This is a genomic window from Pseudomonas sp. FW305-7 (assembly GCF_058786735.1).
Map to the genome: position 1 here is coordinate 20316 of NZ_JBYSZA010000009.1, position 15108 is coordinate 35423.

Annotated in this window: 12 protein-coding genes, 2 tRNA genes and 1 riboswitch; of the genes, 1 reads left to right on the plus strand and 13 read right to left on the minus strand. The window is 59.9% G+C overall.

What is annotated here, in order from left to right:
• From AC3WMT_RS13235 to ltaE, 6 genes are all read right to left on the minus strand, one after another.
• A tRNA-Arg gene (locus tag AC3WMT_RS13235) sits at positions 1-71 on the minus strand.
• 108 nt (positions 72-179) lie between these two features.
• Positions 180-270, minus strand: a tRNA-Ser gene (locus tag AC3WMT_RS13240).
• A 62-nt stretch (positions 271-332) separates the two neighbouring features.
• A complete protein-coding gene (csrA, locus tag AC3WMT_RS13245; RefSeq protein ID WP_002554426.1) occupies positions 333-521 on the minus strand; it encodes a carbon storage regulator CsrA in 189 nt (62 codons plus the stop codon).
• A 188-nt stretch (positions 522-709) separates the two neighbouring features.
• Positions 710-1951, minus strand: coding sequence for an aspartate kinase (locus tag AC3WMT_RS13250; protein ID WP_016773595.1), 1242 nt, complete (start codon positions 1949-1951; stop codon positions 710-712).
• Positions 1952-2041: 90 nt separating this feature from the next.
• A complete protein-coding gene (alaS, locus tag AC3WMT_RS13255) occupies positions 2042-4660 on the minus strand; it encodes an alanine--tRNA ligase (protein ID WP_103304075.1) in 2619 nt (872 codons plus the stop codon).
• A 146-nt stretch (positions 4661-4806) separates the two neighbouring features.
• Positions 4807-5811: a low-specificity L-threonine aldolase gene (ltaE, locus tag AC3WMT_RS13260; RefSeq protein ID WP_103304074.1), complete on the minus strand. Its 1005-nt coding sequence runs from the start codon at positions 5809-5811 to the stop codon at positions 4807-4809.
• 199 nt (positions 5812-6010) lie between these two features.
• A riboswitch (FMN riboswitch) is annotated at positions 6011-6182 on the plus strand.
• A gap of 101 nt (positions 6183-6283) precedes the next feature.
• On the opposite strand from ltaE, the gene AC3WMT_RS13265 reads away from it, so the two are divergent.
• Positions 6284-6793 (plus strand): 6,7-dimethyl-8-ribityllumazine synthase, encoded by a 510-nt coding sequence (locus AC3WMT_RS13265; RefSeq protein ID WP_103304073.1) that lies wholly within the window; start codon positions 6284-6286, stop codon positions 6791-6793.
• A 145-nt stretch (positions 6794-6938) separates the two neighbouring features.
• Here the strand turns inward: AC3WMT_RS13265 and astE are convergent, their stop codons facing one another.
• The 7 genes from astE to AC3WMT_RS13300 all read right to left on the minus strand — a co-directional run bounded on the left by astE (position 6939) and on the right by AC3WMT_RS13300 (position 14847).
• Positions 6939-7949 carry a succinylglutamate desuccinylase gene (gene astE, locus AC3WMT_RS13270; protein ID WP_103304072.1) on the minus strand — a complete coding sequence of 337 codons (1011 nt, stop codon included), beginning with the start codon at positions 7947-7949 and terminating at the stop codon, positions 6939-6941.
• A 12-nt stretch (positions 7950-7961) separates the two neighbouring features.
• Positions 7962-8252, minus strand: coding sequence for a hypothetical protein (locus AC3WMT_RS13275; protein ID WP_016983958.1), 291 nt, complete (start codon positions 8250-8252; stop codon positions 7962-7964).
• A gap of 57 nt (positions 8253-8309) precedes the next feature.
• A complete protein-coding gene (gene astB / locus AC3WMT_RS13280) occupies positions 8310-9656 on the minus strand; it encodes an N-succinylarginine dihydrolase (RefSeq protein WP_103304071.1) in 1347 nt (448 codons plus the stop codon).
• Positions 9657-9822: 166 nt separating this feature from the next.
• A complete protein-coding gene (astD, locus tag AC3WMT_RS13285; protein ID WP_177431397.1) occupies positions 9823-11292 on the minus strand; it encodes a succinylglutamate-semialdehyde dehydrogenase in 1470 nt (489 codons plus the stop codon).
• The gene (gene astA, locus AC3WMT_RS13290; RefSeq protein ID WP_103304069.1) at positions 11289-12311 is read right to left on the minus strand and encodes an arginine N-succinyltransferase; all 1023 of its coding nucleotides are present in this window, start codon (positions 12309-12311) and stop codon (positions 11289-11291) included. Before astA ends, astD begins: the two co-directional genes overlap by 4 nt.
• 51 nt (positions 12312-12362) lie before the next feature.
• Complete coding sequence (gene aruF, locus AC3WMT_RS13295) at positions 12363-13382, minus strand: arginine/ornithine succinyltransferase subunit alpha (protein WP_103304068.1); 1020 nt, start codon at positions 13380-13382, stop codon at positions 12363-12365.
• Between the two features lie 244 nt (positions 13383-13626).
• Complete coding sequence (locus AC3WMT_RS13300; protein WP_103304067.1) at positions 13627-14847, minus strand: aspartate aminotransferase family protein; 1221 nt, start codon at positions 14845-14847, stop codon at positions 13627-13629.
• Between the last annotated feature and the right edge of the window lie 261 nt (positions 14848-15108).

Consider the following 15108-nt stretch of genomic DNA (forward strand, 5'->3'; position numbering starts at 1 on the left):
ACTCGACAGGATTCGAACCTGTGACCGCTCGGTTCGTAGCCGAGTACTCTATCCAGCTGAGCTACGAGTGCATTTTGTTGCGCCGCATTATAGCCCGTCTAATCTCTATTCCAACCACTTTTTCTATAAATTTCAACAACTTACCGAAAAAGCCAGATTACAACGTACTAAGCAAATAATGGCGGAGAACGGGGGATTCGAACCCCCGACACCCTTTTGAGGTGTACTCCCTTAGCAGGGGAGCGCCTTCGGCCACTCGGCCAGCTCTCCGCAACACGGGGCGTATCTTAACCAACCTTTTCCCCGTTTGCAAACATAAAAATCGATAAAAATTAATGGCTTGGTTCTTCGTCCTTCTCTTTCTTTATACGCAGGTAAATTTCCTCACGGTGCACAGCAACCTCTTTCGGAGCGTTCACACCGATGCGCACTTGATTTCCTTTAACGCCGAGCACGGTCACGGTGATTTCGCCATCACCGATAATCAGGCTTTCTGCGCACCGACGAGTCAGAATCAGCATACCTTTCTCCTCACGCAATTCAGTTCAGGGACAACAGTCTGCAAAAAAAAGGCACCCGACCTACAACCGGAGCGATCGTAGCCCTACATGCCTGAGTATTGACCAGCGCGAGCAAAAGAACAGTTCAGGGCTCGCGCCATTCAAAAAATAAAGGGCGCGGTCAAACCGCGCCCTTCAGTGAAGCGGAATCACTCACCCTGACGGGCAGGCGCATCCAGTTCGAAAGCCGTGTGCAGCGCGCGCACAGCCAATTCCAAGTACTTCTCTTCGATCACCACGGAAACCTTGATTTCCGAAGTCGAGATCATCTGGATGTTGATGCTTTCCTTTGCCAGGGATTCGAACATGCGGCTGGCCACGCCTGCGTGGGAACGCATGCCGACGCCGACGATCGAGACCTTGGCAATCTTGGTGTCGCCTACCACTTCCCGAGCACCGATCTCGCGAGCGGTGTTTTCCAGCACGGTCTGTGCGGCCTGGTAGTCGTTGCGGTGCACGGTGAAGGTGAAGTCGGTGGTGTTATCGTGCGCAACGTTCTGCACGATCATGTCGACTTCGATGTTCGCGGCACTGATCGGGCCGAGAATCTTGAACGCCACACCGGGGGTGTCTGGCACGCCACGGATGGTCAGCTTGGCTTCATCGCGGTTGAAAGCGATGCCGGAAATGATCGGCTGTTCCATGGTTTCCTCTTCATCAATAGTAATGAGGGTGCCCGGACCCTCCTTGAAGCTGTGCAGTACGCGCAGCGGTACGTTGTACTTGCCGGCGAATTCCACCGCACGGATCTGCAACACCTTGGAACCGAGGCTGGCCATCTCCAGCATCTCTTCGAAAGTGATCTTGTCCAGACGCTGAGCGACCGGCACAACACGCGGGTCGGTGGTGTAGACACCATCGACGTCGGTGTAGATCTGGCATTCATCGGCTTTCAGCGCTGCCGCCAGTGCCACACCCGTGGTGTCGGAACCGCCGCGACCGAGGGTGGTAATGTTGCCGTGCTCGTCGACGCCCTGGAAACCGGCGACAACCACCACGCGACCTGCTTTCAGATCACCGCGAATCTTCTGGTCATCAATCTGCAAGATACGCGCTTTATTGTGCGCACTGTCCGTCAGGATCCGCACCTGATTACCGGTGTACGACACCGCCGGCACACCGCGCTTGATCAGCGCCATGGCCAACAGGGCAATAGTCACCTGCTCACCGGTGGAAACGATCACGTCCAGTTCACGCGGAACCGGTTGAGCCTCGCCACTGATTTGCTTGGCCAGATCGATCAGACGGTTGGTTTCGCCGCTCATTGCAGACAGCACAACCACCAGGTCATCGCCGGCATCGCGGAATTTCTTAACCTTGTCGGCGACCTGCTCGATTCTCTCGACAGTGCCGACCGAGGTGCCTCCAAATTTCTGTACGATCAAAGCCATTTCAAAGCCGCCTCTGCCCATGAAGGGCGCCCAATAATCACTCGAACAGCCGCCGGGCCCGCCACTAGACTGCGGGCCCGACGGGCCGTCTTATAAAGCCTGCTCGACGAATGGAACGGTCAGCGCCAGTGCGCCATCCAGCGCGCCGGCATCGATACCGCCGCCCTGCGCCATGTCCGGACGACCACCGCCCTTCCCGCCCACTGCCGCAGCAGCCTGTTTCATCAAATCACCGGCTTTGAGTTGGCCAGTCAGGTCTTTGGTTACGCCTGCAACCAGTACGACCTTTTCCTCATGGACACTGCCGAGCAGGATCACTGCGCGGCCGAGTTTGTTTTTCAGCTGATCGACCAGCGCCAGCAGCGCCTTGCCGTCCTGACCATCCAGACGCGCGGCCAGAACCTTCACGCCTTTGACGTCGACTGCCGAGTTCGACAGATCGTCGCCAGCGGCGCTGGCAGCCTTGGCCTGCAATTGCTCCAGTTGCTTTTCCAGCGCGCGGTTGCGCTCCAGCACGGCGGACAGCTTGTCGATCAGGTTGTCGCGGCTACCCTTGACCAGGTTGGCCGCTTCCTTGAGTTGTTCTTCAGCAGCGTTCAAGTAGGCCAGTGCCGCAGCACCGGTGACTGCCTCGATACGACGCACGCCCGAAGCCACACCGCCTTCGCTGATGATTTTCAGCAGGCCGATGTCGCCGGTACGGTTGGCGTGGATACCGCCGCACAGCTCGACGGAGAAATCACCGCCCATGCTCAGCACGCGCACGTTGTCGCCGTACTTCTCGCCAAACAGCGCCATGGCGCCTTTGTTCTTGGCGGTTTCGATGTCGGTCTCTTCGGTTTCAACCGCGGAGTTCTTGCGAATCTCGGCGTTGACGATGTCTTCCAGCGCTTTGATTTGCTCAGGCTTGATCGCTTCAAAGTGGCTGAAGTCGAAACGCAGGCGCTGGCTGTCCACCAACGAGCCTTTCTGCTGAACGTGCTCACCCAGAACCTGACGCAGTGCAGCGTGCAGCAAGTGGGTGGCCGAGTGGTTCAGCGAAGTGGCGTGACGCACCTCGGCATCGACGTGGGTTTCCACTGGCGCGCCAATAGTCAGGCTGCCCGAGTCCAGCACGCCGTGGTGCAGGAAGGCGCCGCCGGTCTTGGTGGTGTCGCGCACGTCGAAGCGCGCGTTGCCCGCCTGAAGGAAACCGCAGTCACCGATCTGGCCGCCGGATTCAGCGTAGAACGGCGTCTGGTTCAGCACGATTACCGCCTCTTCGCCTTCATTCAAGACGTCGACCGACTGGCCATCTTTATAGATAGCGACGATTTTTGCCGAACCGCTGGTGTCCTTGTAGCCGGTGAACTCAGTGGCCACATCAACCTTGACCAGCGTGTTGTAGTCCAGACCGAACGAGCTGGCCGAACGCGCACGAACACGCTGGGCTTCCATTTCACGCTCGAAGCCGACTTCGTCAACGGTCAGGCCGCGCTCGCGGGCGATGTCCGCGGTCAGGTCCATCGGGAAACCGTAGGTGTCGTAGAGTTTGAACACCACGTCGCCTGGCACCACGGTGCCTTTGAGTTCTGCCAGATCCTGCTCAAGGATCTTCAGGCCATGCTCCAGGGTCTTGGAGAACTGTTCTTCTTCTGCCTTGAGCACGCGCTCGATGTTGCTCTGCTGCTTCTTCAGTTCCGGGAAGGCTTCGCCCATCTCGGCAACCAGTGCCGCAACGATCTTGTAGAAGAAGCTGCCAGTGGCGCCCAGTTTGTTGCCGTGACGGCAGGCGCGACGAATGATCCGGCGCAGCACATAACCGCGGCCTTCGTTGGACGGCAGCACGCCGTCGGCAATCAGGAAACCGCACGAACGAATGTGGTCGGAAACGACTTTCAGCGAAGACTGGTCGCCATTCTCGCAACCGATGGCTTCAGCCGAGGCCTTCAGCAGGTTCTTGAACAGGTCAATGTCGTAGTTGGAATTGACGTGCTGCATCACCGCACTGATCCGCTCCAGGCCCATGCCGGTGTCGACCGACGGCGCTGGCAACGGATGCAACACGCCATCGGCGGTGCGGTTGAACTGCATGAACACGTTGTTCCAGATCTCGATGTAACGGTCGCCATCTTCTTCCGGCGAGCCCGGTGGGCCACCCCAGATGTGGTCGCCGTGATCGTAGAAAATCTCGGTGCATGGGCCGCACGGGCCGGTATCGCCCATGGTCCAGAAGTTGTCGGAAGCGTACGGCGCGCCTTTGTTGTCGCCGATGCGAATCATGCGCTCGACCGGCACACCGATCTGTTTGGTCCAGATGTCATACGCTTCGTCATCGGAGGCGTAGACGGTAACCCAGAGCTTTTCCTTCGGCAGTTTCAGCACGCCAGTGAGGAAGGTCCAGGCGAAGGTGATCGCGTCGTGCTTGAAATAGTCACCGAAGCTGAAGTTACCGAGCATTTCGAAGAACGTGTGGTGACGAGCGGTATAACCGACGTTTTCCAGGTCGCTGTTCTTGCCACCGGCGCGCACGCATTTCTGGCTGCTGGTCGCACGGGTGTACGCACGTTTTTCCTGGCCCAGAAAGCAGTCCTTGAACTGGTTCATCCCCGCGTTAGTGAACAGCAGGGTTGGGTCGTTGCCCGGAATCAAAGAGCTGGAGGCTACACGGGTGTGGCCTTGCTCTTCGAAGAAGCGAAGGAAGGCTTCACGGATTTCTGCGCTTTTCATTAGGTTCTTCCACGGAGGCTGCGGCCAAAGGCCTGTTCGAAACGTCAACAGACGAAGCGACGGCAAAGGGCCGCATTATATCGGCCCTGCGCGCGGGGTACAGCGTGTTTATACGATAGAAACGGTCAATTGGACGGCTAACGCTGTCACTTGCGCGAAAACTCGACGAATGTCGCGATCACTTGCTCGATTTGCGAGCGATTGACGTCCATGTGCGTGACCATGCGCAGACGAGCGGCAGCGCTCAATTTGATCCCGCGCTCGGCGGCAAACGCCTTGAGCGCCTCGGCCTTGTCGCCCATCTGCACGTAAACCATGTTGGTCTGTACGGGCTCAACACTGAAGCCTGCACCACGCAAGCCTTCAGCCAGAAACTGCGCGTTGGCGTGGTCATCGGCCAGACGCTCGATATTGTGATCCAGCGCGTACAGCCCTGCTGCTGCCAGCAAACCGGCCTGACGCATACCACCGCCGACCATTTTGCGCAGGCGGCGAGCCTTGCCGATCAACTCGACCGAGCCGCACAGCACCGAACCAACCGGCGCGCCAAGGCCTTTGGACAGGCACACCGACACCGAATCGAAATATTGGGTGATTTCCCGCGCATCGACCCCGAGCTTGACCGCCGCGTTGTACAAACGAGCGCCGTCCAAGTGCAGTTGCAGGCGGTGGTCCTGAGTGAATTGGCGCGCTCGCGCCAAGTATTCGAGCGGCAGCACTTTGCCTTGCATGGTGTTTTCCAGCGCCAGCAGGCGAGTCCGGGCGAAGTGGAAGTCATCCGGTTTGATTGCAGCAGCAACCTGATCCAGGTCCAGCGAACCGTCGGCCTGCACCTCCAGCGGCTGCGGCTGAATCGAACCGAGCACCGCTGCGCCGCCGCCCTCGTACTTATAGGTGTGCGCCTGTTGGCCAACGATGTACTCGTCACCGCGCTCGCAGTGCGCCATCAAACCCAGCAGGTTGCTCATGGTGCCGGTCGGCACGAACAGCGCAGCGGCGAAACCCAGTCGTTTTGCCAGTTCGGCTTCCAGACGATTGACCGTCGGATCTTCGCCATACACATCATCGCCGGTGGCCGCCGCGGTCATCGCTTCGAGCATGGCGGGAGTCGGTTGAGTGACGGTGTCGCTGCGAAGATCGATAACGCTCATGAACCTGGCCTCAAAGTCAGCAGGGAAAATCCCTTTACGAAGGTGAATTACTGCGGTCATTGCGCCGATTAATCAACCCTTGGCGCAGGAAAACACCATATCAGCGTTCGGAAAACTCGATAGCAATCATCAGAAAGGCGCAATGCACAGACACACAATCTGTGTTAAAAACGCTGCGCCGCCGAAAAAAGGGCGGCGTAAACGTTCTCAGGGCGGGGTGTAATTCCCCACCGGCGGTAATTGCGCGCAATGCGCATAGCCCGCGAGCGCTTGGTGACGAACACGGCTTAGGCGGTGGACGGCGGCAAGGTCAGCAGACCCGGTGTGATTCCGGGGCCGACGGTCATAGTCCGGATGAAGAGAGAACGGGATTAACGCCAAAGGGCCGTCCGCGCGCTTCTGCGCTCGTGCGTACCCTTGAATCCCTTTCGATTCATAACGCCCTGTTTTTCACACAAACAGGAGTCAGAACATGCAACCCACCGCTATCGACAGCAAAAGCAAACACCCACACGGCGAGCGCGTTGCGTTCATCCAGGCCTGCTGGCACAAGGAAATCGTCGACCAGAGCCGCAAAGGCTTCCTCGCCGAAATGCTTGTTCAGGGTTATCAGGAATCGGACATCGATTTCTTTGAAGTCGGCGGCGCCTTTGAAATGCCCCTGCACGCCAAACTGCTGGCCAAGACCGGTCGTTATGCCGGTATCGTCGCGGCAGCCCTCGTCGTGGACGGCGGCATCTACCGTCACGAGTTCGTCGCCCAGTCGGTGGTCAGCGGCCTGATGCAGGTACAGCTGGAAACCGAAGTGCCGGTGTTCTCGGTGTCCCTGACCCCGCATCACTTCCATGCCGGCGAAGAACATCAGAAGTTCTTCTTCGAACACTTTGTACACAAGGGTCAGGAAGCAGCACGGACTTGCGCGGATACGCTGCGCAAGGTTCGCGCACTGCGCCGCACCGAGCCACATGCTGTAGCGGTCTAAAGACGCTGAGTGAGATCTCTGGTCTCACTCATCCCCTGTGGGAGCGGGCTTGCCCGCGATAGCGGTGTATCAGTTGCGATAGATGTCGACTGACCGTACGCCATCGCGGGCAAGCCCGCTCCCACAGGGTTTTATGGCGATCAGCTCAGGCAAGATTTTCGTCGCTGGTCGGCACGATCAGGATGCCCGCGCGCAGGCCGTTCTTGACCTTGGGATTAGGGAAGATGATGCGTGCGCCCTCCTCCTCGATGACCCAGCGGGTATTGGCCAGATCTTCGGCCAGCACGTAACCCATCTCCAACTCGGAAAAGTTCTCGATATCCTGCGGCAGGTTCAGGCGGAAGGCATCGCTGTGCTTGATGATTTCCCGCGCCACGCTGAATAGCTGCAAACCATCCAATTGCGCTTCAGCCATTTCCGGCTCATTGCCTTCAATGATCTGCTTCAAACGGGTTTCCAGCAGCGACACATTGACCCCGTCGTTCTGCCCGAATGGCCGAGCCTTGCCCAACTCCAGCGTGAAGGACTCGGCATCGAGCTTGTCATAGGTGTACGAGCTGAACACGATCGATGGCTTGTTCTGCAACAGCACCGCTTCCATGCCCGCCGCACGCAGACGCGCCAGTTCCCGGCGGGAATGCTGACGACCTTCTTTCCACGGATACAAGGCGAACTGTTCGATCTTCGAGCCGCGAATCGCCGTGTGCAAGTCATAGTGCAGACGCTGGCGATTTGGCAGGCTGAAGAAACTCGCCGCTAACCGCTCCAGCTCACAGGCGCGTATGGCTTCAGAACCGCTTGTTTGTTCATGACGGCCATTGAACAGCCGATTGACGTCCTGCTCGATGAAACGCTCGCCTTTGCGAATCGCCTCGGGGTTGCCGAACAGGAACAGAATGCGGGCGCGTGGCTTCAGATCACCACGAGCGATGTCGTGCAGCAACCGGTCGAGCAACTCGATCGGTGCTGTTTCGTTGCCATGAATGCCTGCCGACAGCAGCAGATCCAGGCCATTGTCGCGAGCTTCCGGGGGCCGGACTTCCAGCGCCCCTTCGCTCAACCAGCGCATGCGCACGCCTTCGACAGTCAGTTGAGTCTTCTCCGCCGGTTCGCGGCCGGCGAGGGTCAGTTCAAGCAGTTTGCCGAGGGCGAGCATAGAGCGGTTTCCTTAGTGATCGTGGTTGCAATCCGGGCCGTGCACGTGGTCTTCGTCGTCGCCGACGTCAGCCGGTTCCATTTCCAGTTGCAGACTTACCAGATTAGTCGCCAATGGGCGCAGTAGCAGGTTGGCGTATTCCGCGTCACCTTCTTCAACGTCCACGCCGATCAGCAGTTGGCCACGGCCGTCCTGCTGGATCCACAGCTCTTTGCCTTGCCACATGACCGCGACGCGGGTGCACGAGGTTTGCAGTTGCGTGCCGTCGGTGTCTTCAAGGATCAGCTGCAGGGAATCGCTCATGTTTTTACTCTCTTGGGGAGACAAGCCGTGCGCCGCGTTCAGGCAGCGCGCCGGCCATCAATTGATCTGGAATGGATAAACCGCGCCCAGTTTAAGGATTTGCGTCAGTTCATCCAGTGCCGTCCGGCATTCAAGCAGCAACTGCGGGTCCGCCAGATCGGTTTCGCTCAGGCGGTCGCGGTAGTGCTTTTCAACCCATGCGGTCAACGAACCGTATAACGGGGCCGTCATGATAACGCCTGGGTTGACCGCCGCCAGTTCCGTTTCATTCAGCGCGACGCGCAGTCGCAGGCAGGCCGGGCCACCGCCGTTCTGCATGCTTTGCTTGAGGTCGAACACCTTCACTTCGCGGATCAGACCGCCGGAGCTGGTCAGGCTTTGCAGGTAAGCCCACACGCGCTCGTTGGCCTGGCACTCTTGCGGCACGATCAGCAGCATCGAACCGTCAGGGCGCGACAGCAACTGACTGTTGAACAGGTACGAACGCACGGCGTCATCCACGGTGACCGCCGAACGCGGCACGCAGATCGACTGGAAATTGCCGCCGACCTTAGCCAGCTTGCCTTGCAGTTCGGCGAGCATCTGTTCGGTGTCGAGGAAAGCGTCCTCGTGGTAGAACAGCGCCTCGCCGTTACCCACCGCGATCACGTCGTTGTGGAACACGCCCTGATCGATCACGGCCGGGTTCTGCTGGGCGTAAACCACGCCGTCCTCACGCAGACCGTGCAGACGGGCAACCGCTTGCGAGGCTTCGAGGGTCTGACGCGCAGGATATTTCTGCGGCGCCGGATAACGGTTGTCGAACGCACTGCGACCGAACACGAAGAACTCGACGCCGGCCTCGCCGTACTCACGGCAAAAACGCGTGTGGTTGGCCGCGCCTTCGTCGCCGAACTGCGCCACCGCTGGCAATGCCGCGTGGTGGGCGAAGTGCTGCTGATTGGCGAACATCGCGCCGAGCACGCGGCTGGTGGTCGGGTGCTCGATGCTGCGGTGGTATTTGCAGTTGAGGTTGGCGGCGGTGAAATGCACGCGACCGTCAGCGGTGTCGGCACTCGGGCTGACCGTGGCGGCGTTGGCCACCCACATGCTCGACGCCGAGCAACTGGCGACCAGCAGCGGCATGGCTTCTTTGGCGGCGCGTTCGATCACTTGCGCGTCGGTGCCACTGAAACCCAGACGGCGCAGAGCGGCCACGTCCGGACGTTCTTGCGGCGCCAGTACGCCTTGCTGAAAGCCCATTTCCATCAGCGCTTTCATTTTCGCCAGACCTTGCAGCGCCGCTTCCTTCGGATTCGAAGACTGCTGGCTGTTGCTCTGGGATGCAACGTTGCCGTAGGACAGACCACCGTAGTTATGGGTCGGCCCCACTAGACCGTCAAAATTGACTTCATAGGATTTCATCAGCGAGGCTCCACGAAAATCTGTTGTTATAGGCTTCAGTAACTAACTGTTCAGTGCGACCGCGTTGCGGCCATCGCTGGCAAGCCAGCTCCCACAAGTTCGGTGGTGTTCACAGATTCTGTGTACACCTCAATCCCTGTGGGAGCTGGCTTGCCAGCGATTGGCATCACGCCATTTTCACGCCTGGGGTCAGAGCCGCAGGCAACACCAGGCTCGGCGTTTCCAGCGACGCCACCGGGTACGCGCAGTAATCCGCCGCGTAATAAGCGCTGGCGCGATGGTTGCCCGAAGCACCGACACCGCCGAACGGCGCGCTGCTCGCAGCACCGGTCAGTTGTTTGTTCCAGTTGACGATGCCGGCGCGGCTTTCCAGCCAGAACTGCTGGTAACGTGCTTCGGAATCCGACAACAAACCTGCGGCCAGACCAAAAGCGGTGTTGTTGGCTTCAACAATCGCCGCTTCAAAATCGGCGTAGCGGATCACTTGCAACAGTGGGCCAAACAGCTCTTCGTCGGAGCGCTCGGCCACCGCCGTCACATCGACAATGCCCGGCGTCAGCAGCGCGGCTTGTGCCTGCGGCTGAGTCATCGCCAGCAACGACACGGCGCCGTTGGCCAGCAGATGTGCCTGGGCATCCATCAGCGCTTTCGCCGCGCCGAGGGAAATCACCGAGCCCATGAATGGCGCCGGTTGCTGATCGAACGCACCCACTTCAATAGTCGCGCAGACCTCAACCAGACGCTTGAGCAAGCTGTCGCCCCACGCGCCTTGCGGCACCAGTAGACGACGCGCGCATGTGCAGCGTTGACCCGCCGAGATGAACGCCGACTGAATAATCGTGTAGACCGCCGCATCCAGATCCGCGACCTGATCGACCACCAGCGGGTTATTGCCGCCCATTTCCAGCGCCAGAATCTTGTCCGGACGCCCGGCGAATTGCTGATGCAGATGATTGCCGGTACGGCTGGAGCCAGTGAAGAACAGACCGTCGATGCCCGGGTTCGCCGCCAGCGCGATGCCGGTTTCGCGAGCGCCTTGCAGCAGGTTCAAAACGCCTGCCGGCAGACCGGCTTCGATCCAGCACTTGACCGTCAGCTCGGCGACTTTCGGGGTCAGCTCGCTTGGCTTGAACAGCACGCTGTTACCGGCCAGCAGCGCCGGCACGATGTGACCGTTCGGCAAGTGGCCAGGGAAGTTATAAGGCCCGAACACCGCCACCACGCCGTGCGGCTTGTGGCGCAACACGGCGGTGGCGTCGCCCAATGGGCCGCTCTTCTCGCCGGTACGCTCGCGGTAGCTCTGCACCGAAATCGCGATTTTGTTGACCATGCTGGTCACTTCGGTCGCGGCTTCCCACAGCGGCTTGCCGGTTTCCTCACCGATGGCGCGGGCCAGTTCGTCGGCATGGTTTTTCAGGGCGGCGGCGAACGCTTCGAGGACGGCGATGCGTTCGTCCAGTGAACGACGTGCCCAACCCGGGAATGCCTGACGTGCAGCTTGCACGGCGGATTCGACCTGAGCGGCAGTGGCGCCCTCCCCCGACCACAGCACTTGCTGGGTCACCGGGTTCAGCGATTGAAAAGCCTCGCCCTGACCGGCCAGCCACTCACCTGCGATGTATAGCGAATTCATTATTTCGACTCCCGTGCAGCGGACAACGCTACGGCACGCACTTGATCGCCCGCGTTGAGTTGAAGACGTTTGGCGGTCAGTGGATCAACGACCAAAGTACCGGCGGCCAGACGGGCCGGCGCAGCAGTGATGCGGCAGTCTTCGCGCTTGCGGTTATGGATGATGAACGGCGTGGCGTCGTCGCCCGGCGTCCCCACGGCCAGCACCAGCGCTTCACTGTCACGCACTGCGCGGATCTTGCTGGTTTCGCATTCGATGGCCGGGCCGGCGTCGAAGATGTCGACGTAACCCTGATAGCTGAAACCTTCGCTCTTGAGCATCGCCAGCGCCGGCTCGGTGTCCGGGTGCACCTGGCCGATCACGCCTCGCGCATCCTCGGACAGGAAGCAGGTGTACAGCGGAAACTTCGGCATCAGTTCAGCGATGAAGGCCTTGTTGCCGACACCGGTCAGGTAATCGGCCTGGCTGAATTCCATCTTGAAGAAATGCCGGCCCAGACTTTCCCAGAACGGCGAGCGCCCGGCTTCATCGGACACACCGCGCATCTCGGCGATGATCTTGTTGCCGAACAGCTCAGGGAACTCGGCGATGAACAGCATCCGCGCCTTCGACAACATGCGCCCGTTGAGGCCGTTGCGGTAATCGGCGTGGAGGAACAGCGAGCACAGTTCGGAGTTGCCGGTCAGGTCGTTGGCGAGGAACAGCGTCGGAATCTCGCGATAGATGTTCAACTCCTGCGAGGCGCTGACGGTCAGGCCGACACGGAAGTTGTACCAAGGCTCACGCAGACCGACTGCGCCGGCAATGGCGGAAATCCCCACCACGCGACCGTCGTCTTCGAGTACGAACAGGTAGTCGGTATCGCCACGGCCGGCCTCACCGCGAAAAGTCTTCTCGGCCCAGCCGACCCGATGCGCCAGGCGTTCTTCGTTGGCCGGCAAGGTGGTCAGGCCGGTGCCGGTGCTGCGGGCCAGCTCGATCAGCGCGGATAAATCGCTGCTGCGTACGGGACGAACAATCATGCTATCTCCTCAAACGGGCCGCTCTCGCCACCCGTGAAACTCGCTAAGGCGTTAAACCGCCACCAGGCGCACGCTGGCACCTTCACCGACGCCCAGGGCTTCGGCCGCTTCCAGATCCAGAGTCACCGGTTTGCCCGGCGCGTAATCCAGTTCAAGCAGCACGGCGCGGTAATCCTGCAACTGCGCATTGGCCACCAGATACTGGCGCCCGGCACCTTTGACATGCTCGCCGATCTTCACCGGCACCACGCGGCTCTGGGCGATCGAACGGATCCCCGAAACACGTGCATGCAGGGTCGGACCGCCGTCGAAAATGTCGATGTAGTGATCGGTCTCGAAGCCTTCGCGCATCAGGATGTCGAAGGTGATCTGCGCACGCGGGTGCACCTGGCCCATCGCTTCCTGAGCGGAGTCCGGCAGCAGCGGCACATAGATCGGGTAATGCGGCATCAGTTCGGCGAGGAACGTACGGCTCTTGAGACCGCACAGACGCTCGGCCGCGGCGTAGTTGAGGTCGAAGAAGTTGCGCCCGATGGCGTCCCAGAACGGCGAGTCGCCATTCTCGTCGCTGTAACCGACGATCTCGGTCACCACCGAATCGGCGAAACGCTCGGGGTGGCTGGCAACGAACAACAGACGGCCACGGGAGTTGAGCTCGGACCACGGCGACCCCACCAGTTCGCGCTGCACGTAGAAACTGGTCAGCAAGCTGTTGCCGGTCAGGTCGTGGCACTGCGAAAGCACGTGGATCTTGTTGTGGATCTTCAGCTCGCGGGAGGCGTGGACGAAGGTCTCGTTGCGGAAGCTGTAGAACGGCTCGGAATAACCGGCCGAAGCGACGATGGCCGAGCAACCGACCAGTTTGCCGGTGGCGGTGTCTTCGAGGACAAAGAAATAGCTCTCCTCACCATTGAAGCTCACTTCGGCGGCAAACGAGGCTTCGCTCGCAGCGATCTTGTCGCTCAGACGTTCCACGTCATCCGGCAAGGAAGTGACACCAATCGGGCTGTCCGCAGCCAGACGCTGTACCTCGCCCAGATCAGCCATTTGCGCAGGGCGCATCACCAGCATGGTGTCACTCCTTTTCTCTTATAAAAATTTACTGAAAAAAAAACACCGGACCTTGTAGGGGTGAGCCTTTGTGGTGAGGGGATTTATCCCCGATGAGGCGCGTAGCGGCCCTCAAAAAGCTTGGGGCTGCTGCGCAGCCCATCGGGGATAAATCCCCTCACCACAAGCCCGCTCCCACATTTGATATTGCCCGGTATCAAAAATTTTGATCGACGCCTGAAATGCTCAGGCGTCGAAGGGTCTATCAGGCTTGCGTCAGTTTTGCGGCAGCGCGTTCGAAGCGGTCCAGACCGGCATCGATATCAGCATCTTCGACCACCAGGCTCGGCGCGAAACGGATCACGTCCGGGCCGGCCTGCAGAATCATCAGGCCTTCTTTTTCAGCGGCGTTGAAGATGTCCTTGGCCTTGCCTTTCCAGGCTTCGCTCAGCACACAACCGATCAACAGACCGAGACCGCGCACCTGAGTGAACAGGCCGTACTTCTCGCCGATCTGCTGCAGGCGGGTCTTGAATTTGTCGTGCTTGGCGTTGACGCCGCTCAGCACTTCAGGGGTGTTGATCACGTCGATCACCGCTTCGGCGACGGCGCACGCCAGCGGGTTGCCGCCGTAAGTGGTGCCGTGGGTGCCGACGACCAGATGCTTGGCCAGCGCTTCGGTGGTCAGCATGGCCGCGATCGGGAAACCGCCGCCCAGGCTCTTGGCGCTGGTGAGGATGTCCGGGATCACGCCGTAATGCTGGTAGGCGAACAGGTGGCCGGTACGGCCCATGCCGGTCTGCACTTCGTCGAACACCAGCAACGCGTTGTTCGCGTCGCACAGTTCACGGGCACCTTGCAGGTAAGCCAGTTCGGCCGGCAGTACGCCGCCCTCGCCCTGGATCGGCTCCAGAACCACTGCGCAAGTCTTATCGGAAACGGCGGCTTTCAGTGCTGCCAGATCGTTGTACGGAACGTGGGTGATGCCGGTGATTTTCGGACCGAAACCGTCGGAATACTTCGACTGGCCACCGACGTTAACGGTGAACAGAGTGCGTCCGTGGAAGCTGTTCAGTGCGGCGATGATTTCGTACTTCTCGCTGCCGAAACGATCAAACGCCACGCGACGGGCCAGCTTGAACGCAGCCTCGTTGGCTTCGGCGCCGGAGTTGCAGAAGAACACGCGCTCGGCGAACGTGGCGTCGATCAGCTTGTGCGCAAGACGCAGGGCCGGCTCGTTGGTGAACACGTTGGAAACGTGCCACAACTTGTTCGCTTGCTCGGTCAAGGCACCGACCAGCGCCGGATGCGCGTGGCCCAATACGTTGACGGCGATGCCGCCGGCGAAGTCGATCAGCTCGCGGCCGCTCTGGTCCCAGACACGGGAACCGGCGCCACGCACCGGTATGAAAGCGGCAGGCGCGTAGTTGGGAACCATAACCTGGTCGAAATCGGCGCGTTCTACCGCAGCGTGCTCAACGGACATCGGAGTCTCCTGATGAGGGCCACCCGCCTGAAACTGGCGAGCGATGGGGGGATTGTAAGGACAGTTTTCAGCCCGGCCTTGTCGCCAAGCGACAACTTCTTATAGCGCAAACCCCGGATTTTCCCGGGTTTACGGCAATGCGACATATAGCGTCGCAAAGGCGCAGTTTAAACCGGCATCGGCGATTTGCGGCAGGCCGCGCAGGATATCAATTCAGCCGGTTGTCACCGGCATAAATATGTACCGCACGTTGATCGCCAC

Coding starts and splice junctions, on each gene's coding strand:
- ltaE (WP_103304074.1), bottom strand. CDS start 5,811: ATGAGCGTTATCGATCTTCGCAGCGACACCGTCACTCAACCGACTCCC.
- AC3WMT_RS13265 (WP_103304073.1), top strand. CDS start 6,284: ATGCAACCCACCGCTATCGACAGCAAAAGCAAACACCCACACGGCGAG.
- AC3WMT_RS13250 (WP_016773595.1), bottom strand. CDS start 1,951: ATGGCTTTGATCGTACAGAAATTTGGAGGCACCTCGGTCGGCACTGTC.
- AC3WMT_RS13275 (WP_016983958.1), bottom strand. CDS start 8,252: ATGAGCGATTCCCTGCAGCTGATCCTTGAAGACACCGACGGCACGCAA.
- astA (WP_103304069.1), bottom strand. CDS start 12,311: ATGATTGTTCGTCCCGTACGCAGCAGCGATTTATCCGCGCTGATCGAG.
- astE (WP_103304072.1), bottom strand. CDS start 7,949: ATGCTCGCCCTCGGCAAACTGCTTGAACTGACCCTCGCCGGCCGCGAA.
- aruF (WP_103304068.1), bottom strand. CDS start 13,382: ATGCTGGTGATGCGCCCTGCGCAAATGGCTGATCTGGGCGAGGTACAG.
- astB (WP_103304071.1), bottom strand. CDS start 9,656: ATGAAATCCTATGAAGTCAATTTTGACGGTCTAGTGGGGCCGACCCAT.
- AC3WMT_RS13300 (WP_103304067.1), bottom strand. CDS start 14,847: ATGTCCGTTGAGCACGCTGCGGTAGAACGCGCCGATTTCGACCAGGTT.
- alaS (WP_103304075.1), bottom strand. CDS start 4,660: ATGAAAAGCGCAGAAATCCGTGAAGCCTTCCTTCGCTTCTTCGAAGAG.
- csrA (WP_002554426.1), bottom strand. CDS start 521: ATGCTGATTCTGACTCGTCGGTGCGCAGAAAGCCTGATTATCGGTGAT.